Origin of the sequence: Candidatus Alistipes pullistercoris, from assembly GCF_027665465.1 — a bacterium.
GTDB classification, from domain to species: Bacteria; Bacteroidota; Bacteroidia; order Bacteroidales; family Rikenellaceae; genus Alistipes_A; species Alistipes_A hominis.
In genome coordinates this window covers 13,010-35,761 of record NZ_JAQDED010000004.1, presented here as the reverse complement: position 1 = coordinate 35,761, position 22,752 = coordinate 13,010, and the positions used below count along the sequence as shown (strand labels likewise).

19 protein-coding genes and 1 pseudogene are annotated in these 22,752 nt (G+C 53.4%); 3 read left to right on the top strand and 17 right to left on the bottom strand.

Annotated features, from left to right (window positions below; all coding sequences use genetic code 11):
- Positions 1-135: 135 nt before the first annotated feature.
- The 4 genes from PGR91_RS07065 to PGR91_RS07050 form a co-directional block, all read right to left on the bottom strand.
- Complete coding sequence (locus PGR91_RS07065; protein ID WP_145996548.1) at positions 136-2,694, bottom strand: fimbrillin family protein; 2,559 nt, start codon at positions 2,692-2,694, stop codon at positions 136-138.
- 82 nt (positions 2,695-2,776) lie between these two features.
- The gene (locus tag PGR91_RS07060) at positions 2,777-3,694 is read right to left on the bottom strand and encodes a fimbrillin family protein (RefSeq protein WP_118655985.1); all 918 of its coding nucleotides are present in this window, start codon (positions 3,692-3,694) and stop codon (positions 2,777-2,779) included.
- A gap of 170 nt (positions 3,695-3,864) precedes the next feature.
- The gene (locus PGR91_RS07055; protein ID WP_101572722.1) at positions 3,865-4,926 is read right to left on the bottom strand and encodes a DUF5119 domain-containing protein; all 1,062 of its coding nucleotides are present in this window, start codon (positions 4,924-4,926) and stop codon (positions 3,865-3,867) included.
- Positions 4,927-4,943: 17 nt separating this feature from the next.
- On the bottom strand, positions 4,944-6,272 hold the full coding sequence (locus PGR91_RS07050) for a DUF3575 domain-containing protein (RefSeq protein ID WP_147387376.1): 1,329 nt from the start codon (positions 6,270-6,272) through the stop codon (positions 4,944-4,946).
- 469 nt (positions 6,273-6,741) lie between these two features.
- Here PGR91_RS07050 and PGR91_RS07045 point away from each other — a divergent pair, with 469 nt between their 5' ends.
- Positions 6,742-8,337, top strand: coding sequence for a DUF6377 domain-containing protein (locus tag PGR91_RS07045; RefSeq protein WP_101572719.1), 1,596 nt, complete (start codon positions 6,742-6,744; stop codon positions 8,335-8,337).
- Between the two features lie 408 nt (positions 8,338-8,745).
- Complete coding sequence (locus PGR91_RS13580; RefSeq protein WP_420095094.1) at positions 8,746-8,871, top strand: transposase-like zinc-binding domain-containing protein; 126 nt, start codon at positions 8,746-8,748, stop codon at positions 8,869-8,871.
- A 2-nt stretch (positions 8,872-8,873) separates the two neighbouring features.
- Here the strand turns inward: PGR91_RS13580 and PGR91_RS07040 are convergent, their stop codons facing one another.
- Entirely contained in the window at positions 8,874-9,137 is a 264-nt protein-coding gene (locus tag PGR91_RS07040; protein ID WP_101572717.1) for a hypothetical protein, read from the bottom strand.
- Positions 9,138-9,292: 155 nt separating this feature from the next.
- Between PGR91_RS07040 and PGR91_RS07035 the strand changes: the two genes are divergently transcribed.
- Positions 9,293-9,523 (top strand): helix-turn-helix domain-containing protein, encoded by a 231-nt coding sequence (locus tag PGR91_RS07035; protein WP_180951550.1) that lies wholly within the window; start codon positions 9,293-9,295, stop codon positions 9,521-9,523.
- Between the two features lie 164 nt (positions 9,524-9,687).
- On the opposite strand, the gene PGR91_RS07030 is transcribed toward PGR91_RS07035, so the two are convergent.
- The 12 genes and pseudogenes from PGR91_RS07030 to PGR91_RS06980 all read right to left on the bottom strand — a co-directional run bounded on the left by PGR91_RS07030 (position 9,688) and on the right by PGR91_RS06980 (position 22,725).
- Complete coding sequence (locus PGR91_RS07030; protein WP_147387375.1) at positions 9,688-10,146, bottom strand: hypothetical protein; 459 nt, start codon at positions 10,144-10,146, stop codon at positions 9,688-9,690.
- A gap of 525 nt (positions 10,147-10,671) precedes the next feature.
- Positions 10,672-11,026: pseudogene (locus PGR91_RS13520) on the bottom strand (hypothetical protein).
- A gap of 90 nt (positions 11,027-11,116) precedes the next feature.
- Complete coding sequence (locus tag PGR91_RS07025) at positions 11,117-11,404, bottom strand: HU family DNA-binding protein (RefSeq protein ID WP_118655981.1); 288 nt, start codon at positions 11,402-11,404, stop codon at positions 11,117-11,119.
- 269 nt (positions 11,405-11,673) lie between these two features.
- Entirely contained in the window at positions 11,674-12,129 is a 456-nt protein-coding gene (locus PGR91_RS07020; RefSeq protein ID WP_118655979.1) for a PepSY-like domain-containing protein, read from the bottom strand.
- Positions 12,130-12,165: 36 nt separating this feature from the next.
- Positions 12,166-12,615, bottom strand: a complete 450-nt coding sequence (locus PGR91_RS07015; RefSeq protein WP_118655977.1) for a PepSY-like domain-containing protein — start codon at positions 12,613-12,615, stop codon at positions 12,166-12,168.
- Positions 12,616-12,624: 9 nt separating this feature from the next.
- A complete protein-coding gene (locus PGR91_RS07010; RefSeq protein ID WP_118656250.1) occupies positions 12,625-13,878 on the bottom strand; it encodes a PepSY-like domain-containing protein in 1,254 nt (417 codons plus the stop codon).
- A gap of 313 nt (positions 13,879-14,191) precedes the next feature.
- Positions 14,192-14,647, bottom strand: coding sequence for a PepSY-like domain-containing protein (locus PGR91_RS07005; protein ID WP_118655973.1), 456 nt, complete (start codon positions 14,645-14,647; stop codon positions 14,192-14,194).
- A gap of 51 nt (positions 14,648-14,698) precedes the next feature.
- A complete protein-coding gene (locus tag PGR91_RS07000) occupies positions 14,699-14,938 on the bottom strand; it encodes a hypothetical protein (RefSeq protein WP_118655971.1) in 240 nt (79 codons plus the stop codon).
- Positions 14,939-14,969: 31 nt separating this feature from the next.
- Entirely contained in the window at positions 14,970-15,173 is a 204-nt protein-coding gene (locus tag PGR91_RS06995) for a hypothetical protein (RefSeq protein ID WP_118655969.1), read from the bottom strand.
- 166 nt (positions 15,174-15,339) lie between these two features.
- The gene (locus PGR91_RS06990; RefSeq protein ID WP_147387374.1) at positions 15,340-18,486 is read right to left on the bottom strand and encodes a hypothetical protein; all 3,147 of its coding nucleotides are present in this window, start codon (positions 18,484-18,486) and stop codon (positions 15,340-15,342) included.
- Between the two features lie 362 nt (positions 18,487-18,848).
- Positions 18,849-21,803, bottom strand: coding sequence for a hypothetical protein (locus PGR91_RS06985; RefSeq protein ID WP_147387373.1), 2,955 nt, complete (start codon positions 21,801-21,803; stop codon positions 18,849-18,851).
- A 91-nt stretch (positions 21,804-21,894) separates the two neighbouring features.
- Complete coding sequence (locus PGR91_RS06980; protein ID WP_270399321.1) at positions 21,895-22,725, bottom strand: clostripain-related cysteine peptidase; 831 nt, start codon at positions 22,723-22,725, stop codon at positions 21,895-21,897.
- Positions 22,726-22,752 lie beyond the last annotated feature (27 nt).

The following is a 22,752-nucleotide window of genomic DNA, read 5'->3' as shown; positions in this document are numbered from 1 at the left end:
CAATATGTAGCTTTTTAAAAGATTGACGCAGGAGGGTATAAAAACAGAGATCGGTTATCTTAGCAACAAGATATTGGTTTGCGCAGATTTTACGTTATCCTGTACAATCGAATATCCTCTCCATTTTACCCCTTCTTATTCCGCCTTGACGCACCGTAAACTCATAGCGGAAGCTTTCGAACTCTCAAGTTGTTGAGCATTAGCCGTACCTATCAGATACCACATATTCTCTGTGTCGGGAGCCGAGGCCGTTAATAGGGCCGCGCACTGTCCAGCTTCTATAAGTTCTCCGTCGAAAGAATATTTGTATCCGGCGCCCGGCACAAAAATGGACGCATTTCGGCGGGGACTGTTCGTTGATGGGTTGAAGAACAGCGTACCTATATAGGCTATGTCTTTGGTACCCCATGCCACGGCCGTATTGCCTTCCCTGACATCATACCCATTTACGCCTGGCCCTACATAGGGGTTATTGTGAGCTCTCCGGTCAAAAAAACCGTCCGCATAAAAGCCCCATCTCATATTGCCGTTTGATTGATTCCCCCCAATGGGAGGGTCGGCGTACAAAGACTGCCTGATTTCCGAATTGGATATATTTGATGCCGAGTTATTCAACGCGACTGCAGAAGTCAAACCGTCATTCGGCCGGCGGTACCCCGGGGGGCAAGTTTCATATGTGTTTTTTATACTTTCCCAAAAGTTTGGGTTTGCTTGAGACAACCACCCTGTCGGTACCGTCGTAATGTCGGCATTATAAGTGCGTCGCGGATAAGAGAGAGGTGCCCATTGGAAGAGAGCGCCGGCCTGTGAAGGATAATCCGTGAACGCGGCATTCGACAGATTTCCCAGGATATCGGTATAAATACTGGAATTGGCCATATCTGATGCCGTGGCATTGTAGGCAGAAAAACGCACAGCCGATAAACCGCGACCGCCATCGCCAGGGTACATCAGGTAGTCGGCCTCTTCCCCTTGCCGTATAAATATTACATGATATTTTTGGGGAGACCCGTAACGCAGCAACACCAAAGCATAGCGGACTGGGACAGAAGTGGTAGGCGTATAGGTGGAGGTCAGGCCTATGCGGAAAGAAATATAGTTGCCGGCTCCGCTGACAACGCTTCCTGAGGCCGAAGACAAATGCCCGGAAACGCTAAAAGTGGCGTCATTGGCCGGCAAAAGCATATCGACCGGAGTTTCAGTACTGCGGTTATAAGTTATGCCCGCATCGTCGGAATCCTCCGTACTGAATACAATATCACCCGGGCTCCATCCGTCGCCCAGCCAGAACACCGATGCATCCCAGCTTCCCGCAAGCAATGATGAACTGACAGGTATGCGTATGATACGCTCCCCTTTCTGATTGTTTTTCCAGTATGCTCCGACGTATTGATCGTGGATATAGCTGGCGTGTATCACTGATGACGCATAGTCGGGCAGTTGCACAAGGTTGATTTTTATGTCCGTATCGTCCGTGTTAACAATAGTCCCGGTTATTTCATTCGTCGTACTGTTGTTAGAGGTGGGTTTCCATGCATAGAGCGTCGTCGTTCCCGATCCGCTGTAAGAGCCAATAACCGGAATGGTTCCATCCAGATTTTTCACATTGGCGGCAGTGAGCGTTCCGGCCGCCCAGCCCTGCAGGTCGGCGAAGTTGTCACAGATATAGAAATTGGTGCCCGATATGGTCCAGGTCTTGGGAGACTCGTTTTGCACGATCACGTTGAACTGCGAGAACCCTCCCATAGGCGGAAGAACGATTCTTTCCGGGGTAAGCATAATGATGGCATCGGGGGATACGGATAAACTGTAATTGATACGCTGCCCGGACGACCATGTAATTCCGCTCAGGTCGAATTCAACATCCGGACGCCCGTCATCGACACCCACGATCAGCCTGGCGCCGGCCGGGAGAGTCTGCGGAATCATCATCAAGTAACCGCCGCCGGTATTGACCAGCTGCGACGAAGGATCCAAGTATACATCCGTATCCACCGTGGCTTCGAAATTTCCTGTGGAGGAGGAAGCGATATTCCATGAGAATGTTCCGTCTGCATTGGTTGTCAAGATGCCATTGGTCTTAACCCCCTGTATTTCAAGCTTAGTGATTTGCTGTCCATTGCCGGAAGCCTTGAATCCGATGCATGTCAGAGCGTGTCTCATCTGGAAATTGACAGGTGCAGAGCCGTTATTGGTTTTGTTGCGGTCTGCCACAAGAGCCGCAACCATTAGGTCAGGCTGGTCGGAGCAGTTCGTGGGAACGGTATAGCTGATGGTCGGAATGCCGGTAGTAACATTTGGAGTTATCCCGTTAGTAGCGGTAGCGTGGGGCGAATAGGCGAAAAAGCTGATATTCGCATCCGCGGCCTGAGGCCAGTAGGCCGGATTGTCGTAGGTCCAGGAGCCGCTGTTGTGGGAAACCTTCACGTTATTCATAAAATCAGGGGTCGCTGTCGCTCCGTTCGCCGCCCAGTTATTGGATGTTCCGTTGCCGGTATAATATGCAAATACTCCCATATTCGGGATGTCCGCTACCGATTCCACCGGCATTCCGCGGGTGAAGGCATCACCCGGGTTACCAATGAAACCGATCCTGCCGTCACCGTACCCGCAACCTTCCATTTCGTTTTTAGTACAGGACACAGCTGCAACAGCTGCGGTCAAGCTTATTATTATAAATCTGATAGTATTCATAACCGTATCTATTTTTAAATCTTTAGTGACCGGAAGAGGTATCACCCTCTTCCGGTCTGTGTTACCAAAACGTCTCCTTTATTTATGGCTGAGGAAGTTCGGGATCGGGCGTCACAGCAGTCCAATCTTCAGCAATGGAAGACTCGAATTCGATTATATTGAAAATCGGATCCGTTCCGCCGCCGTGCGAATCGGCGTCAATAATCATCTTCAACAAATAATGCTTGCCTTTTTCGAACTCATCGGCGGGGATATTGCCAGTCGCAATCGTATACTGCTGCAGATCGCCACTGTAGATTGTGGTTCCGTTTTTCGTTATCGTTATGCCGGCTGTAATCTTCACTTTACATCCTGCCGAACTTTGCGGCATAATCATGTAAGACGCTGCTCCTGCATAGGTTGCAGACGTTGAATTAGGAGAGGCCCATGCAGGAGTAGTGGCCGTCGGATCAATTGTTCCTCCTGTCGATTGAACATCCAGACTGGCAGTAAGCCCTATTGTGCTGAGTTGGTAGCCAGCATCTGACAAGTCATCATGCAATTGGGCTGTAACGGTGATTTTGGCCAACATATGGGAAAAAGCCAAACCAACAGTGCCGGAAGTCAGGCCCAGTTGAGGAGCGGCAATGGTAAAATCCTTGTTGGCATTTGCTGGAACTTCATAGGCGATTGAGAGAGTCGGATAAGTTCCGGTCGCCGCAACGTCTGCCGGAGCCCATGCGTAAAAATCCACACTACCGGAAGCGGGCCAGTAGTAAGGGCCGCCGCTGGGGACATCGCTTGCACTTACCTGATCGTTGATAAACCAGCCTGTCCCACCACTCCAAGCCGCATAAACCCGGTAAGGATCATTCCCATCGTTTGCGGCACGGGTCAATTTGTCGTTCAGGTTGGTAAATTTGATCTGCTTCGGAGTGAATCCGTCAACGTTTTCCTGTTCGTTTTTCGAACAGCCTGCTAATATGGCCGCCGCTGCCAGAGCCATTAAGATTTTTTTCATTTTGATTCGAATTATGCGTCGTTCGTTAATCTTTTAAAATTTTGTTTTCTTTATTTTCACTTTCGCCTTGCAAAGGTGAAAATTAGGAGTGTTCCCCTGTCCGGTCGGTAATCGCTTTTTTTTTACTTTATCACGTCTTTAAACAATATTATTTATTGATAACCAATATCTTATTTCGAGGTTAAGGGTACATCTATCACATCCCAATCGATAAGCTCCGAGTCAAAACCGGAACCTCCTTCCTCGGGCTCCACATCGGGCAGCCGCTCGGGCAAGTCCACCTCCACTTCGAGAGTCGTCGCCCCATGCTGCCCCGGCAGATACCGGATCAGCCCGGTAACATTCGCCCGCAGGTGCACAACGGTCCGGTCTCTGTCCTTTAAGATGAAGAAAAAGTCCATTGCGATCTGACGGTCGGGCTGGGGAGTAAGCGACGAGGGCTGTTGGCCCGGGATCCCGAACGTGCGGACAGTGGTTGAAATCGTACCCGCCGTGGTCGAGCCGGGGTTATAGGTTCTGTTGTTTATGGTGAACTGCTGGCTAACGGCCTGCAGTGTACTCCTGTCCCCGCTGAAATTATAAGCCCCCGCCATCCCGTTCAAATCGATCAATGCCGGCATACGGGCATTATTCAAACCCTCCACATGGACAGTGACATTCAATTCGTGCACCTTACGTTCGGGTATCAATCCTACCAGGGCTTCGATGGATTCCTGCATCCCCGGAGAAGGCGTCTGCCCTTCTGGATTCTGGGTATACCTGACCATTGCACAACTCACTTCGAAATCACGTACCGTAACCGAAGCCAGGATATCTGGTTCGTAAACGTACGGAACATCGCCCAACCTTAACGGTACGGTGGGGTTGGAATTGATCGTGGCGTACGATTCGAGTGTCGACAGATTCTCATATCCGCGTATACCGACCCCATATAGCTGTCCCCGGATCTCATTGAAAACGACAACCGTGTAGCCCCCTTCGGGCACATAGGCATAGGTCTGTATCCGGTTGGCGCTGTTTTCAAAACGGTGTTCCAGAACCAATTTGCCGTCATTTTTACTGTAAAACAATGCGGTTACGTTTTGCGGGACTATACCGGCTTTCTCCCACAGCGTTCCCATGGGGATAACGGCACGCAGATCCACCACTTCTTCAATAGGGCGGCGGCAACTGCTGAAAAGCAGCGCGACGGCCAGTATCAATACTGTATATTCATTGTATATGCGTTTCATTATTCGCTTTCTTATTCTTACTTGCGGTAACCGCGGTTAATCATCCATACCAGGGATACCTTCAATTGGGTCGGACCAACCCAGTGGAAGTTCCCCCGGCTCTTGAGAATAAGGTGCCACTGATCGTCCTCTCCGCATTTTTCGGCAGCGTATTCCCTGTACTTGCTTCCCATATATCCTAAACCGAGCGAATACTCCATCCGCCAGTTTTTGCTGATGCTGTGGGCAAAACCTCCGGTAATACCCGCTGAAACAAACTCGCCCTGATATCCTTTTGTCTTCCATTCCACATCATAATAACCGCCGCCCGCATATAGGCCCGTAAACCATCCCGTCATTTGATTGCGTCCTGTACGCTCGCCCCACCAGTAACGCAATTCCATGTTCCCGTTCAGCACTTCCAGGGCGTGTTGTTTTTTTTCAAAAAGCCACCACGGGAACACCCATTCCATAGCCAATGACCAGCGCTCCCTCATGGGGATTTCGATACCGGCATTGACCGCAGATCCTAAATCGTACAGAAGGTTGGTTTTCATCGCAAAAAGCGGTTTGCGTGCCATTGTCGGCAACGATGGAATTGACAAGGTGTCGCTCGGATCGTTTACCGAGTCATTGCCAGCCTCCGGCCCCACCACCTGCCCGGGAAAATCAATAGTCGTTTCTATCGCGGGACTGTCTGACGGGACGGGTACCGTGACAATCTCTTCCCGTTGCTGCGCCTTTTCAGGGTTTTCTTCCTTTAAATAGAAAACAACGCTTGTTCCCGACCGCATAAGCCTGGCAAAGTTGCGTGTCAGGTAATTCTCTGTTGCGCCGCCGCCCAGACACTTTATCTTAATGAACTTCGATTCTTCATCAAGCGGCATCGAAAGTATGCGCAGAAGATCATCCCTGTATGGAACCATCCTGTCAAGTCGGACCTGTTCGAAAAGGTAGCTCCAATTGATAACCGACGGTTTTATAAATATTTTCTGTTCATTCAACTCCACATCGGGGAATTTCCATCGTATATGACTTCTTACCGCCATGGCACGTTCGTACGATAAGCGTGAATTGGTCCGGAACGATCCGATAAGGGAAGAGCTTCCTTGAATGACAATGGAATCCAATGCGGATCTAACCGTTATATCCCGGAATATTTCTTCCAGTTTATTCAATTCGGCCTGGTTGGTGCAGTACTCCCGCATCAGAAGCGAACTGTTGTTGGCAAAATAAAATACCGCAGTCAATGTATCCTGCCGATACCCGGGAGACGCGGCATAGCTGTAGTTTGTCGCCCCAAAAAACAGTGATATCCAGGACAACATGAGCGTGCGCCATAATATATGTCTGTTCAATCTGTTCATTTTTTTATTAATGTGGTGCTGATAATTACAAAGAAATATATTCGTGTTCAATCAGTTTCAGGAGTACAGAGAATGCCATAACTGGTTGCGGATAAACTCTTTAAATTTTGTCATCTTTGATTTAGTGAAAAACGCTGTAAAATTAGACTTTGTTATGCCTGATTTTGTGGTAATTAGCTGTAATATTAGTATTTTGGTTAAGTGCCATGAATCAGAAAAACGATTAATTATCAGCGACATACATATGATTTACAATTATATAATGTTATGTATATGTTATGTAGTATAGTAGGTCTCTAATTCGATTGATTGAAGGTAAATGCAGATTGAGAAAGGGTATGGGGATTAGTTGCACGGAAAATGCATACTTTTGGCATACAATTCAAATTCATATAGCCGCGTGTAACTTTCACGAATGAACGGCAGTTGTCAACATGTTTAAGGGATTGTTGTTTTTGTGACGGAAATTATGAAACAGACTATAATTTTGATATTATGTCTCTTGGGGTGCCGCGTGGCGTCCGGAGAATCATTGGCGCCAGACTCGCTTTTCATCAGGTTGGATGCGTCGATCGCTAACCGTTCGTTTTACATAGAGCAAAAGAACGATACATTGATCGAGCTCAAAAACCGGTTGCTCAATGCTGCTTCGCTGGAACAGAAATATGAGCTTTCCAAAGAATTGGTCTCTCAATACAGCAATTATGAAAACGCCCCCACATTATATTATGCCGACCAATGTCTGGAGATAGCCAGGCAATTGGGCGACCGGAACCTCATTACGGAATCTCTCCTGCGCCGGGCAAACTACCTGCGCTTTTCAGGGCTTACACACGAGTCCCTCTCCATCCTGGAATCAATTGATCCCGATAAGCTGCCCGTTGAATTACGGAAAACGTATTATAAAGTGTATATGCACGTATGCCACAGTTACACCAAGCTTCAGAATGACTCTCACTACAGGGATAAATACATAGAGCTGGCGCTTCGGAATGCGGATTCATACCTAGCCTTGGAAAGAGGCGACGAATCGGAATATTTAAGTGTCCAGGCTTACAAATTTTATTTGGAAAAAAATTACCAACAAGCCATCAATACCATTAAAACCCTGCAGAAAAGGGATGACGTCAAGCCTTATATGAGTGCCGAATATCTGTATTATCTGGGGTTGGTTTATCTCGAACTGGGGGATAGCTATAAGCGTGTGTCTCTCGAAGCATTCATAAGAAGCGCGATAATTTCCAATGAGTTGGCTATGACAAATTTGCTGTCACTTTTATATGTAGGCAGATTGCTGATCAATTCTGACAATCCTTACGCATACATGGCCGATGAATACATAAATGTTGCCGTCGAAGATGCGGTTATTTTCGGAGACAGTTATAGAGCGGATCTTATCAAATCCACCTATTATTACACATTGCAGATCAATCTGGAGAGAGCTGAAGCGCGCAAAAAAACGTTAGAAATAGTCGCTGTTGTCGTTTCCATCTTTTTAGTGACGCTGGGGTTCTTTCTGTTTTTGTTGCTGCGCAGCAACAAAGAAAACAAAAACAACCGTAAAAAATTGTCGGTAACGAATGCCCGCCTGCAGGATTCCGCATTGAGGATGGAGGCATATCTTAAATTATTCATCAACCGAAATTTAGTACAGATAGAAAAGGCAGAAAAATACAAAAAACAGCTATTGAAAATGCTAAACGGCAGTACGTCTTGCGAAAAAATAAAGCAGGATATATCCTCTATGTTCGATATGAACGAGGATTATAATAGCCTATTGGCCGATTTTGACAAATCGATCACCGACCTTTTTCCCCATTTTGCCGACGAGGTCAATAAACTGCTCAAGCCGAATCAATTATATACGTACGATCAGAATTCGGCCAATAAATTGAATACCGAGTTACGTATATTGGCGCTGGTAAGACTGGGCGTTGCCGATAACAAACAGATCGCCTCCTTTTTCCGCATTACGCTCCAATCGGTGTATAACTACAGGAGCAAGGCCCGGGGCCGGGCCGTAAACGAAGATACTTTCGATGACGATATAATGAAGATTTTATAGACTGAATCTTGGTAATGGGAGGATTACGGGTAGACGAAACTGCGTAGCTGGCTTAAACCTCGCCTAAATTTGCATTTGAAGGGCATTTGCTGTTAATTCCGGATCATTTTATCAAATATGGGAATTAGATTATATCAAAAACGCGAAGCTGATTTGTCGTTACACAAATTCCGGTTAACTTCGCAGTGTCGGTCAACACAATCCCGACTGTTTTATGGGCGGGTAATGTTTCAAATTAGGGGATTGATAAAATCAAATGATTAAAACATTGATTACCAAGAATTATCTTCATCGTTTCAACAAATTAAAAGCGACTATTTCAGTCGCTTTTATTATTTTTGCACCCTTAAATCCTTCGAAAATGAATTCTCCGAGTGGATTTTTGACCTTCATGTTTCAAACTAGGGAATAGTAAAAATAGAATGTAAATATTGCGGAGGAGTATGTGTAAAAGACGGAACGCAGAGCAACGGCAGGCAACGCTACAAATGCAAATCGTGTCATCGAAAACAACAGGTACTATATAGTTGCTGACGCTAAGAGAGCGGATCGTCCGTCGCCCGCTTCCATACGCTGCTGGTAAACCGCGAGTTCCATGCGCTGGACGATATGCCGGGATCGACCGGAGCGATCCGATGCGGCAGGTGTTTACCCTGTGATATCGCAGCCTGTCGGACAAAAACGCCGAGGTACGGTTCATCGTCCGGGATAATTTCGGACAGCAGACCGAACTGACCGTGAGTTTCGATGTCGGGCGGAAAGAACCGCAGACGGAATAGAATACGAATAAAGAAAAACAATTAAGGGGCAGGAGTGTTTATTTCCGTTCCTAATTGTATATTATGAAGTCTGTTATCGCAGACCTACACCGTTATCAAAAGCAAATATATATAAAATAAATTTCAATGACAAATACACGAAAGCAGGATATGTCATTATTCAGGTTCTTTGTTATATGAGAAAGCAAAGACGCAATGACATATTACTCGGGATGATCGCGAAAAAGCTGAAAGAGTTGCGAAGTGCGAAAAAATTGACGCAAGTAGAAGTTTACCGACAAACCAAGATTCATATAGGACGCATAGAATCGGGAAATTCTAATATTACGATGAGTTCTTTATCCGAGTTGTGTAAATTCTATCAGATTTCTTTTGAGGATTTTTTCAAAGAGATTAGAACGAAATAGGAAACGGCGGACTTTTCAGTCCGCCGTTTCTTTTGTTTACCGATCCTTGTTTGATCGGTAGTTCTGTTTCAGCACTTCACGCATTCCCGCTTCGGGATAGAGAAACACCCGCCCGCAGACCGCCGTATGGGATATCTTATTCGTTAAGAACATACATGTGTATGTTATTTCAATGGATGTACGAGTAAATCAAACTTGTCACTTTTATTGTCAAGTGAAACATCGTATTCTTCAATTTTGTGGCTATAAGCCCATGTGCGTAAATGGTCTTTTATGTCTGCCTCGATATATGGCCCGTAATAAATGGCTTTTAACCTGTTGCCGCAAGATATTTCTAAAAATGGATCGTTTGATTTTGCTTCGCATTTACATATAAACCGCCACTCCTTTTCAATACTATATTCTGCAATGTCTTTAAATAAGAATGCCTTGTACCAATACAATAAATCGGGGAAAGGCATTGTAGATGGCAATCCGTTTGATGTCAAAAATGAATTTACCAACCACCAACTTGCAACTTCTGTCGCATTATACATAGTATCCGAATAAACCACAGGAAATAATGTCGGATTGACTTTTTCATCCGGATTATCCGCCTCTTTCTCAATAATCAGTCCTGTCAAATCGCCATGTACGAGGCTTTCCCGCGCTCGGACTACTACGGCGGCTCCGTTACCATGCCGGATATTCAGGAGCAGACTCCATAGCCTTGCGGCGTTCCGGTTTAGGTAATCCCCGTTTAGACACTTAATAACTATTAGCGTGATAGATTTTCGGATATGACTTTCGCCGTTTTATGCTTATCGCACATGCGCTGCAATTTGTTTATGCCTTATCCCCAGACGAGAGGTTGGGGCATTGCAATACAACGTATATAAATGTCTTCCGTTGCAGTCGCAGTGGGTACCGCTTGGGCTATCATTCAATCAATCCAGATTTTATCCTTATATCTATCGTTTCAGCTCCCCATTCAGTCGCAGTATGACATTTTACTGACTTATAGCTTTCCCGACATGCTACACTCCCTGTCCAGTTTCCCTTTCAGATAAGTCGGTTGCTTACAGGCATATAAACACGCGCCTGGTGTATGCTACACACATTTATCAAGTGCCCTTACGGGCGCACGTCCTGCACCGCCGCCCCGTTGATCAGTTTACCAGCGCCGACTGATGCGTCTGGATGATCTCCGCGAGCTGGCCCATCAGCCCGAACAGGAACAGCAAATCGTCGTCGACCAGCTCGCGGTCACCCTCCAAAAACAGTCGCGGGCCAAGGTCCGCATAGCCATGACCTCGTCCTTCTTGGATGCGGCTATGAACTTCGAAAACTGCGGGAACGTGAGCTCGCCCAGGTAGGCGACGTAAACCTTCCTCTCCCCGCACTCCGTGTCCCCGAAGACTGCCATCGGGTACACCTTACGCAGCTTGCGCTCGGCTTTCAGACCCTCGACGCGCTCGCGGATGCGGCACGCTGCTCCAGGGTCAAACTCTTCTCTTCCGTCATATCTCGTGTTTTTATGGTTTATGGAAGGATAGAGGCCCCGCCGGGGAATATGTTTACGGTTGTGGCAAAAAAACTTCCGGACCGGGAGCATTAAGCGTCATGACGTTCACGGATACGGCGTTGCAGCACCGAAGAGGCGGTAAAATGAACCGTCCTGCACGCAGGAATCCTCATCGAAACCCTTCGGTGCGGATCGTAGCCGTTGTGCTCGGGCCGGTCTTTCGGAGTGAACGTTCCAAACGAAGAGATCGTAATCCTCTCCCCGTCGAGGATTGCCGTGGCCAGCCGGGCGAAAAGCGCGTTGACGACAAGTGAAACTTCCTGCTGGGATTTGCCCAGATCGCGGGCGACGTCCCGAACCAATACTTGCTTATTCATAATCTATATCTTTAGATTTATGGGACTATAAATCCACGAAATTTCCGGCTCCTGTACCGCACAGAAACCCGGAATCCGCGATCATCCATTCTATTTTCTATATCGTTGGTCCGGAGAGCTTCCCGAAGGTTCCGGCCAAGATCTCCGAAGACCGTCCCACACACGACCGCCCGCTCGGGACGAAAGTCCGAAGCCGAGCCCTTACGGCACCGGATATAGCCCGGAATCGCCGCATAGATCTTCACCTTTCACTACCGCGGCTCAACGGGTCAGTACATATCCTCCCGCACGAACGTACCGTCGGCCGAGTAGATCAGCTCCAGCCCGCCCGTGATCTTGATCTCGTAGCCGCCCCGTTCGCGTTCGGCTTTGTAGATTTTCGCCCCCGGATAGCGCACGGCCAGATCCTCGACGATCGCCGCCGGCACAATACCAGCAGGCAGAAACGAGTAGCCGCAGTCCACCTTTTTCCACTCTCCCGAGGCGTGGAACTCGATGTCCGTGCCGTCGGAAAGCTTTACCTCAAACTCGCGATGTCCGTCCTCCCGCTCCCGCTCGGCATAGATGCAGCTCGCATCCGGGAAATAGGTTGCAATGAAAGTCTTCGCCCCGGAAGGCAGCCAGAGACAAGGAATGCGCATCTCGGCCAACGCGCAGTACAGCGCAGCTCCGACGACGACCACGCCCGCCGCAAGCGCATAATATCGTTTCTTCAACTTTTTCATACCATTTTCTGTTTTTCAGGCTCCGATACGTTCTCTTTAGGAGCGATCCTCCCGCACGAACGTACCGTCGGCCGAGTAGATCAGCTCCAGCCCGCCCGTGATCTTGATCTCGTAGCCACCCCGTTCGCGTTTGGCTTTGTAGATTTTCGCCCCCGGATACCGCACGGCCAGATCTTCGATGATAGCCTGCGGAACGATCCCGGCAGGAAGGAACGAATAGCCGCAGTCCACCTTCTTCCACTGGCCCGTGCCGTGGAACTCGAGGTCCGTACCGTTCGACAGTTTCGCCTCGTACTCCCGGCGGCCGTCATCGCGCTCCCGCTCGGCATAAACGCAACTCTCGGTCGGGAAATACCGCTCGATAAATGTCCTGGCCTCGGCGGGTAATCGTCGGTAGGAGATGCGCGAGGAAGCGCATCCGGTCAGTAAAAGCAGGCTGGCGACCATCGTCGCCAGCACCGTCATAGATTTCAACGCTCTCATCATCGAACGGGCTTAAAGGATCGTACCCTCGGCGGCGATGCGCAGTTCGATCTCGCGGTTGCCGCGTTCGAGTTCCACGAGGTAGTATTCCGCAGTCGGGGTCTGCACGTACTCTATATCGTCGATCGAGAACGTAGCCCACTCGGAAGCCGCGATAGCGGCAGTAACGGCCTGCGGAAGTTCGCTGCGGCGGATGTCCCATTCGGTGTAGACCCATTCGTTCCGTCCGTTGAAGTAAACGTCCTTCTCGCGGTTCTCATGCCAGATCTCGACCTCCAGAAGACCTTTGTCGTAATCGTACTCCACGATCCGCGCCCCGGGGTATTTCGACGAGATGAACCCGGTGACTTCCGCATCGACCAACTGGCCGTTGCCCTGTGCGGGCATGTCGGACTGCTTGAGCGTCACCGTGCCGTCGAGCGTGACGTCCACCTTCACGTCGCCCTGCGCCGACTCCAGATCGAAGCGGTAGAACTCCTTGTCGGGAGTCTCGTAGTGGTCGATGTCGTCGATCCGGTAAGCGGCCCACTCGCTGTTCTGAAGAGCCTGCATCACCGTCTGGGGAACATCGCTGCGCCAAACCTCGGTCTTGGTGTAGACCCACGCGCCGCTGCCGTCGAAGAGCAGCTCGCGCGGCGTGCGGCCGTCGATGATATCCACTTCGGTCATACCGTGCTCGTAGTCGATCTCCGTGATGCGGGCGTCGGGGTAGTTCGTGCGGATGTACTCCTCGATGCCCGTGGCGGGCGTCGACGGGATATAGTCTCCGTAATCGTAATCGGGTGCCGAGTCCGTCAGCATTTTGACCAGCACGCCGTCGGCCGAGTAGTAGAGGTCGATCTCCGTTTCGATGCCGTTCTCCCGTTTCTCTACTTCGATGACGTAGATCGTTTCCACGCCTTCGCGCTCCAGCATATCCACGTCGTCCGTGCGCCACGGAGCCGAAGCGTATTCACTGGCCTCAAAAGCTGTCTGCACAGCCTCGGGAAGTGCCGTGAAGGGAATGTCCGTTTCGGTCATGTACCACGCGCCCCCGTTGTCGAACCACGCCGCGAGGTCGATGCCTGCCTCGGCGGCGCGCGATTCGGGCAGCGAGAAGCTCGCCACGACATATTTGTCTTTGGCCGTCCACCGCACATTGGTAGCGTTGGGGTACTTTTCTGTCAGAGCGGCCTGCGCCTGTTTGCTTACGGCGGGCTCGCGGGACCCGTTGTCCTCGTCCTTGTTGCAACCTGCCAGAGCCAACGTGCTCACGAGCAAGGTCATCAAAATCGTGTTCCTTTTCATAAAGTTGTTCGTGAAAATTTATATAATAGGTGAAAATTGGGGTCTTATCTAAGAAGCAGGGGGACCGAACCGAGATGCACCGTCTGCGGGATCATCGCCGCTTGCGCGTAAGGCCGATTCCCTCGTGGCGGTGGCGGTGCTGCGCCGTGAAATCCTCCAACCGTTCCGACTGCGGCACCGTATGGAACCACTGCAACCACGCACCGAAGCGGTCCAACAGCCATTGCAGAACGCGGCGAAGGGCATGGCTTATGGGAGAACGGGCATCCTTCATGGTCGGGCTGTCGTATCGTTAATCGTCGTAGCCGATCACGTTGAACTTGGTGTCGAACTTGATCTCCAGGCCGCCCGACAGCTCGATCTCCCACGTGTAGGGGTCGCGCTCGATCTTCTTGATGAACTGCCGGCCGAACAGTTCGTTCGCCGCCACGAAATCCGAGATCTGCTTCGGGACGATGGCTGCGGGAACGGGAGCGTACTTGCGCTCCACGCTTTCCCACTGTCCGTCGGAGCGGAAATCGACCTCCGTGCGGTCGGTGTATTTCACCTCGTACTCGACACCCATAAACTTCCGGTCGGCCACGATGTAGGCCACCGTCAGCGTGTCGAAATGGGTTTTCAGGAAGGTCTGCGCCGCCTGCGGCAGGCGGTCGAAGGTGATCGGCTCCTCATGTCCGTCGGCATGGGCCGGCGCAAGGCCGCAAAGGAGCAGCAGGGCCGAAAGAAGCAGTTTTTTCATGTTTTTCATAAGATCCGTTTTTTTAAGTTGTCGAATAATCATCCGAAGCTGCCGGCAGCGCTACTTTTCCCACCAGGCGATCAGCTCCATGATCGAGAAATAGAGCAGCGCTCCTCCCCACAGGGCGATGCCGACCACGGCCGCTGCGACCGCCACGATCCGCTCGGCGGCGGATTGCCTTCCGCCGTCCTCCTCCGGCGTGTCCGGCTTCGTCCCGTTCATCGGGTCGGGTGCGATCGGTTTTCGTTCCGTGCGTGTTCGCGTTCCGGTCGGTTTTCTTTTCTTTCTCTTTTTTGCCATCGTACGTTGCCGTTTCCGTCCCGCGCGGCGTTTACTGTATCAACAGCCATAATGCGAGCACGATACCCGCGAGGCACAGCAGCCGGACGAAGTACCGGCGGAACCTCGCCCGTCTCCGTTCCCGCCTGTGCAGCCTCCTTACATCCCCGTTATAGTCCAGTATGGGCATATTCAGGCGGTAGTCCTCCCAGCGTTCGGGATCGTTCGGACGGTATGTATCTCTTTTTTTGCCCATGAACACTCTCTCGGGAACCGACCATTACGATCGGCCGGGGTTATCTCGTTTCTCATATTGCGTTTTTTCGTTCTTTCTTTCCGTTACCGTCCGTTTTTCCGGCATATCGTTCCGCGCCGCCCCGGCCTTTCGGGCCGGGACGCGCAGACCGCGGGAATGCCGGATCCTATTTGCGCACATTATCCCGGATGCACCTTATGCCATAACCGAAGGCTTTGGATTGTGCGGTGGCGTTCAGCGGCATTACCGTCGTTGCTATAGTGCCATTGTCTATGCGAAGCGTCGGAGTATAAGCCTTATCCCTGTTACCTGCGGCAGTGGTGCTACTGGGCATATTTGTCCAATAGTAGGAGACACGGCCTACTGCCTCCGATTCTAAGTTATCTTTATGGCGAAATCCGCCTGCTCTCAGGTAGTATACTCCTCCCGAGGGATCGTATGCTCCCCTCCCTGACATGAGATTGGCATAGAACACCCAGCCGTAGACGGATCGGAGTCCGGAGTTATCCGTAAAGGGCGAGTTGTAAATATCGCCGAAATAGGAGTTGCTTCCCAGCGGTTGGGTATACGTCCTCCCATCATATGTCATACCCGTGAACACATCCGGATCGGGAATGCGGTAACCTCTCGGGCACGGATCGTAAACGGTTTTGGCGAACTTGTAGCCGTCACCGATCGTGTAGCCGGAGCTGCCCGTAAGCTGGGCGTTCCAAAGGTTGCAGTAGTTCACGGCAGCACCATCCGATGCTGCAGCAATCCAATTACTAATACTCCCACCACAGACGAAGCTGTTCGGATTCTGGATGGCCTGGCCGATCGTATATAGGGTTGAACTTGTTCGGAAAGGCGTCGCGAGCGGAGCACCATCCTTGTTATATACGGTCTTGTTGACTATCGAGCCGTTTTGGTTCACAGCCGCCGGTATCGGGTCCTTGCGCCCCCACTGGTAGAAGGGGTTGTTGCCGGAGGACTCGATCTCGATACGGGGCTGTTCGAGCGTGATATCCCGGGTAAGGCCGCTCGCCTGCGTGATGCGCACTATCGCGCTGCGGCCCTCGTAGACGTTGACATCGCCGCTGCACCAACCCAGGTTCTGGCCCTGCAGGATAAACTCTTGTCCCGTTGCGTTCGTGATCTTGCAGTCCTTTATGGGGTCGTACGGGCTATAGGTATCCTGCACTGCCGGAGCTTCCTCAGGATCGTAGTCCGTAATCCAGACATGCCATGTCCAGATGATCTTGTCATTATGATCGTACGCGGCAAATACGACGTTGCCCTGCATGGGGGTCTTCAAATTGGTATTTTTCGGTACGTCGAAGCAGATATAGCAGTCGGGGTGTTCCGTGAAGAACATCCTGGAGATCATATTCGGATTGTCCTGCCAGAGCACGTCGACGCGGGTGGGATGGCCGTTCGAATGAGCAGCGTCCGTACCCGTTACCGCGACTTGATGCGTATCGTTATATTGCAGGTCCTTTTGAATCCAGCCGCTATGGATCCTCCGATTATCGTAATCCAGGAACCAGCTCAGCCATGTAGTAGTAGTAGTAGTAGTAGTAGTGTTTCTGTTGTAAGAGGTGGTGTTCTCGTCCGTTATGTCGACGCATTCGCCTATAAGGCTGTTGCCGTACGCATACGGTATGCGGTAGTAGCCCGGTGCGGAGACGATGTAGCAGTTGGCCGTCTCGCGGGTATCCAGCCCTTGGGAGTGATCTCTCGAAAGGTCGTATCGCGGAGACGAATCCTGGTTGGGCTCGGTAGAAGTGCCGACTAAGTCGCGACCATTGAGCCGCTCGTTATAGGGGTCTTCCGTCTTTGTCAGAGGCATGGGATCGAAGGCAATGGAAAAGTCGCCGGAGCCGTCCGGGAACGACGTCTTATCCACCGTGATCCAGTTCGGTTGGCTCGTCCCGACACCATCCTTGTCGACGAACCCGGCTTCCCACGGCAGTTCTTTGCTCGTTCCGTCGGGCATCACGACGTTGCTGCTCACGCGCTGGCTGAACGATCCGCCCAGCTGGTAGCCCGAGACATCATGCACCGTCAGGGTCGCCCATCCCACGGGTACGAACCGCTCGATATTGCCGCACTTTACGCGCAGCCACATGCCCTGCGCCGTGGCCTTGTCCCCCGTCTTGAAAGAGAACTGATAGCCCTCCTCGGGAGAGGTCTGGCCGTTAAAGGTGAAGGTGTTATTCGGTATGTTATTCCCGTCCTTGTCCAGCAGCTGCACGAGCTCGGTCGCTACGGGAGCCGTTCGGGCGGCATTGAGCAGCGTCACGGTGCTGGTCGCCGGAGCTCCGTCCGGGTCGTTCTCGGGCTGGGGCCACGAGAAACGGTAGAGGGGCTGCGCCTCGGCTGCGGTCCACACGTAGGCCGTATCGCGGTCGGCCGTCACCCCGTACTGTCCGTTGTACTCCCAATTCTTGCTCCAGTCATCCAGAATCCCGATCTCATAGACGGCGTTGGAGGGGTTGTCCAGCGCCTCTTCGATATTATCGTAACCCCGCTTGTAGATGTCCTTCACGCGGAAGACGTAGTGCTTGCCACGCTCGAAGGCGTTGCGTTTTGCGATCGTGCCCTGATTTGTGTCGTCGAATGTGAGGCAGTAGTATTGCATGGGGCCGCTCTCGGTCTCGGCGACCCGCAGCAGGACGTAGTTGAACGCCCGGTTCGTCGGCCAATTAGCAGGCTGCGCCGCCTCGTAGGTGTACAGCGCGGGAAAACTCATCGGGTCGGCATCCGGGTCGTAGCCCGGCGTGCCGCTCTGAGAGAGCGCACCCTGTTCGTTCTGCGAAGCCGGCGTGCTTGCCGTTGTCCACTGCGTCGTTGCGGGCATGTGGTCGAGGTAGGTGGTGCGGACGGTCGTCCACGCCAGCGGCCCGCCCGTCTGGGTCAGCGAGGGGTCCAGCACCACGCTGATCTTGGCGCACTGGAAGCTCATGCGAACCTGTACGTTCTGGCCGTTCCATACGGCATCGCCGGCCATCGTCAGCGGGGCTTTCATATCGGCCGAAGTGCCGCCCGCGGCGCTGCGGGGCTTCAGCGTATTCTGCGCCGCAGCCATATTTTGGCCTACGAGTCCCTCCGCCTGGTTCACGGTTGTCGGGTCGAGGTTGCACAGCACGACGATCGTCTCGCCGCTCTGCGGTGCGAGCTTTCTAAAGCGCAGCGTGGGCTGCTGCGTGCCGTTGCCCATGACGGTCGCCACGACCTCGGCACCCGTGATCCGGTCGTCCGTCTTGTTCCACGCGAGCACCACGGCATTCTCGATGCGGCACTCGTCGATGGTCGCGCCCGAGTAGGTCTCCACCCGCTCCGGGGCGGGAATGTAGAGGGCGAGATCGGTGCCCTCGTCGGGACCGCCCGGCCCGACAGGGTCTTTGGCACAACTCCCCAGCAGCAGCGCGAAGACCGCCGTCAGGCGGAGCAGGGAATGCAGTCCCCGGAGTGCCGCGCCCGGGGAGCGCCGTGCGACGTTCTGCGCCGCACATAGTCTCTGTTTTAATACTGTCCGTTGCATTGATCCGTTGCTTTTATTTTTCGTTTTTCTGTTCGTTTTCCGTATCTTTTTCCGCCCCGGCAGAGTCCGAACGGGTTCGGCTCTGCACCCGGCTTATCGAAAGGGTTCGCTTTTTATTCGTTCCTGTATCTACCGTTCGCCCTTCGGGGTCTCTATTGCTCCTTCACGGGGCGGACGGAGAAGCCGTAGCTGCGGTGGAAGGCGTTGGCCTGCGTGTCGACGCGCGTCTGATTGCAGTACATGCTACTACCCGTACCATTATCCGAGCCCGAACCCGCGGACCAGCAGTAATAGTTGCCGACGGCGAAAGGGGTACCCATCGTGTAGTAGCGAGGGCGCGAAGCGGGGAAATAGATGGTTTCGCCCGTACCGTCCGTATTGCAGTAGAAGTGCCAGCCGTTGTCCCATGCGCCGGAAACATTGAAATCGGTAACGGTGGAGGTAACGTTACCAGTAGTCGTGAACCCGGTGAAAGCCCCGCTGGGCGGCAGGCAGAACCCGGCCGGCGAGGGATCGTAGACCGTCTTGACGACCTGATTGGTATTAATGCTGGTAACGTTGCTGTTTGCGGACCAGAGGTTGTAATATTGTCCATCCATACCGGAGATGATACAGAACGCAGACGGATTCTTGATATACATCTGAATGGACGTTGTACTGATCTGACGCGGAGCGCCAGTGATCGAAGACCAGGCATTCGGCCCGTAGGTGGGCTTGTTGACGTTGCCATTCGATCCGGGGAACGGGTCCTTGCGGCCCCACTGGTAGCAGGTGCTGTTGGCCGATATTAAGGCGTAGTCCTGTTGTACCGTTATGATCCGTGTCGCGCCCGTCTCCGACTGCGTAACCTTGACTCGTGCCTCCCGCGCAGCATACTCCTTTTCGGGGCACCAGCCGAGGCTCTGCGTCATAAAGTCGAACTGCGTGTTGGGCGACGTGCGGTTCTGCACCGTCTTGGTGGCGTCCGCGGCATAGGGGTCGTAGTCCGTAGCCCAGATATGCCAGCTCCAGGCGATAGTATTGCCTGCGAAGACCGCCAGTACGGCATTGCCGTAGTCGATCTTGTCCGTTACCCGGAACGCGAGGCGATTCCCGCTGAGCTGTACCGAGGATTCCTCGATCATCCCGTTCACGTCCTGCCACAGCAGTTTGGCATCCGTGAGCGTGATGCCGTTATCGGAAATATAGGGATTGGTAATTGTACCCGAGTGGTTGAAAAAGGGATTCAGGATGTTCGTCCCGCTGGCCGTCGAGGTATAAGCCGCTGCGTTCGTGGCCCCGTCCTTGATGGCGTTGCCGTAGACCAGCGGCAGCGAGTAGGTACCCGGAGCATGCACGAGATAGCAGTTGGCGGTGTTCATAAGTCCGTCGCGTGTCGAGAGGTCGTAGTTGACGACAGCGGCTTCCGTCTGCATGCGATGGCTGTTTTCCTGCGCCGCCACGCTGCCCGAGAGGTTTCCCGTCGAGGTCTGGATCGTCAGCCAGTCGGGAACCGGGGCGGAAGCGCCGCCCGCATCCACGGTCTCGGCCGTCCACTCCAGCGGTTCGGTCGTGCCGTCGGGCATAGCGGCCCGGCAGACGATCTGCGAGGCGAAATCTCCGCCTGCATAGGTCGCACTCCCGTTTGCGGCCGAAAATTCAGCCTTGCCCACGGGAATATAACGCGCCAGCCCGGCGGGTTGTCCCCCTTTGGTCTTGACGATCTTCAGCCATGCCCCGGCGAACTGCTCCGTGGCCGTGAACTGCACCTCCGCTTTGGACGAAGGCTCCAGCAGGAAGGTGTTGCCCGCAGCGAAAGAGCCGTCGCGGTAGAGCGACGCCAAGGAGGCGTCCAACGTTCCCGACCTGTCGGGCTTCATGAGCGTGACCGAGAAAGGTTCCGTACCGCCGCCCGCGGCGACGGTCATCACCGTCGATCCTTCGCCCGGCAGGACGTAGAGCGCCGAATGCGAGGTCACGGCCTCGCCCCAGGGGGCGTCGATGTCGATGACCGCGTCGTCCCAGTCATGGATCTCCAGATTGGCGTTCAGGCTCCCTCCGCTCTCGATGGACTGCACCTGAACGTCGAGCGTATAGATCGTGTTGCGCTTGATCGTATAGTCCATTTGCCCCGTCTCCGCATTCAGCTTGCCCAGCGGGTATTCGAGCGTCAGGGTCTTGCTCTCGGCGGAAACGGGGTCCGAGACCTTCATGCTGATCTTGACCACCGTGGCCTTCTCCTTGTCCGTACTTGCGTCGTGCGGGTGCATGTACAGCGAGTCGATCTTCATCCCCGAAGCCCAGTTCTCCTCCATGCGCAGCGGCGTGCCGGAGGTCGTGCTCCGGACGATCGTCTGCTCCATACCTGCGAAAGTATCTCCCGGATCGTAGTCCTTATGATCCGGATTATTCCCGTCGTCCGTCGTGGGGGATGCCGAAGCCATCTTTTCAACCGTCACGCTGATGCTCCGGGGATCGATCTCAAGGGTCGAAGGCACGGCGTCGGGGTGGATGCCCGCCTTGATGCGCAGCTTGGCGACCTGACGCGTCAGGTTCACATTCGCCGTCCACGTGTCGTTCACCTTGCCGAACACGCCCGTTCCGGTGAAGAACAGCGGATTGAGCGTCGAGCCCTTCCAGAGGTCGCTCTCGGCGGTGATGGCATCCGGATTCTGGTTGTAGTTCGCGTAGATCACGGCCCTGAGCTCCGTGCCCCCATCCAGCGCCGAGGGGGTCACCGGAATACCCTCCACCGTGAAGGTGCTCGTAGGGTTACCCCCGGTCGTCCCGGTAAAGCTCGGAAGGTCTTCTTTCTCCAGCGTTTTTGTGGCTACTTCTTTCCAGTCGGCCCGGGCGCCGAGCGCCTCCTTGCTGCGCGAGTAGAAGACGATGTAGAGCGAGTTGATCACGCTCTCCTGGCCGTAGCCCGGTTCCGTCCCCGCATAGGTGCGCGGATTTCTCATCTCCCGCTCCACGCTCTGCGGGACGGTCAGGCTGATGGTAAGGCCCGCCCGTTCGACGATCTCGGGAGCCCCGAGATCCTTCGCGCAGGAAACGACCGTCAGCGCCGTCAGCGCCAGCACCCAGGTTCTTCCCGCACTTCGGATGTTTCGTATAAGCTGTAACATGCGCGTTTATTTTTTAGTTATATTATCGTTGTTATATTCTTGCCTTCTCATGTTTGTGTTTTCCTGTTCCGTTGTCCTGTTCCCGCCCCGGTTATTGCCCGGACACCGCCCGGTACCATGCCGTGCGGCGGTAGGCTTCGTTGAGCGCCGCCAGTTCCGCCCGGGGGAGGTATACCGTCAGTCCCGAGTGGGCCGTGATGTCGAAGCCGTTGTAGCGGCCGTAGTTGCCGTCGTCGCCGACCATGAACCGCTCGGTCTGGTCTTTCCACACCACCGTGCGCCGGAGTTGTTCCTGCAAAGCCCCGGTCTCGCCCGCCAGGCGCTGCACGCACTCTTCCAGATCGAAATACCGGGCCACGGCGGGATTGTCGCCGTAGCTGCCCGGACGGTCGAAACGCTGCAGGTCGTCCGTTATGTCAGACTCACGGATCGACAGGGTCGGCAGCTCGGCCATCCGGGCGGCCAGCGGTTCCATTTCGTGCAGGTCTACGACCGACAGGGTCGCCGAGCGGTAGACGCCCGTCTGCGTGGCGACATGCCCCATATAGGCACTGCCGAATGCCGCGAGGCACTCCGGGGCGGGGGCCGAAGCGTCGAGCAGGTATTTCAATGCGCTCCCGTAGACGAGCGTGAACCCCGGCGAGAGTATCTCGGCCGACGAAGCTAGCATGCACTCCGCCTTGTCGCGCAGGGCGTAGGCCACCTCGGCCCCCGCCATCAGGCACGCCTCGAAGACGATGAAATCGAGCGAGCCGTCGGCGATGGCCGAGGCGAACTCTTCGAGCTCCATCTCCGCGTGCGGCGTCTGCTCGTCGCTTTCGTCCCGGCCCATCGAGCGGCTGCCTATCGTGCCGGAAGACGTTCGGCCGGGGCTTTGCAGGGCGCCCTGCGGCAGCCAGCCGCTGCCGTGCGAGAAGAACACGAGGCCGTAACCCGGCGCCGGGAAGGC

What these genes read in the sequence shown, in the direction of transcription:
- PGR91_RS07020 (WP_118655979.1), bottom strand. Translation starts at nt 12,129, where the DNA reads ATGAAAAAGTTGAAGAAACGATATTATGCGCTTGCGGCGGGCGTGGTC.
- PGR91_RS07065 (WP_145996548.1), bottom strand. Translation starts at nt 2,694, where the DNA reads ATGAATACTATCAGATTTATAATAATAAGCTTGACCGCAGCTGTTGCA.
- PGR91_RS07025 (WP_118655981.1), bottom strand. Translation starts at nt 11,404, where the DNA reads ATGAATAAGCAAGTATTGGTTCGGGACGTCGCCCGCGATCTGGGCAAA.
- PGR91_RS07060 (WP_118655985.1), bottom strand. Translation starts at nt 3,694, where the DNA reads ATGAAAAAAATCTTAATGGCTCTGGCAGCGGCGGCCATATTAGCAGGC.
- PGR91_RS07055 (WP_101572722.1), bottom strand. Translation starts at nt 4,926, where the DNA reads ATGAAACGCATATACAATGAATATACAGTATTGATACTGGCCGTCGCG.
- PGR91_RS07045 (WP_101572719.1), top strand. Translation starts at nt 6,742, where the DNA reads ATGAAACAGACTATAATTTTGATATTATGTCTCTTGGGGTGCCGCGTG.
- PGR91_RS07035 (WP_180951550.1), top strand. Translation starts at nt 9,293, where the DNA reads ATGAGAAAGCAAAGACGCAATGACATATTACTCGGGATGATCGCGAAA.
- PGR91_RS07015 (WP_118655977.1), bottom strand. Translation starts at nt 12,615, where the DNA reads ATGATGAGAGCGTTGAAATCTATGACGGTGCTGGCGACGATGGTCGCC.
- PGR91_RS06985 (WP_147387373.1), bottom strand. Translation starts at nt 21,803, where the DNA reads ATGTTACAGCTTATACGAAACATCCGAAGTGCGGGAAGAACCTGGGTG.
- PGR91_RS07005 (WP_118655973.1), bottom strand. Translation starts at nt 14,647, where the DNA reads ATGAAAAACATGAAAAAACTGCTTCTTTCGGCCCTGCTGCTCCTTTGC.
- PGR91_RS07000 (WP_118655971.1), bottom strand. Translation starts at nt 14,938, where the DNA reads ATGGCAAAAAAGAGAAAGAAAAGAAAACCGACCGGAACGCGAACACGC.
- PGR91_RS07010 (WP_118656250.1), bottom strand. Translation starts at nt 13,878, where the DNA reads ATGACCTTGCTCGTGAGCACGTTGGCTCTGGCAGGTTGCAACAAGGAC.
- PGR91_RS07050 (WP_147387376.1), bottom strand. Translation starts at nt 6,272, where the DNA reads ATGAACAGATTGAACAGACATATATTATGGCGCACGCTCATGTTGTCC.
- PGR91_RS06995 (WP_118655969.1), bottom strand. Translation starts at nt 15,173, where the DNA reads ATGGGCAAAAAAAGAGATACATACCGTCCGAACGATCCCGAACGCTGG.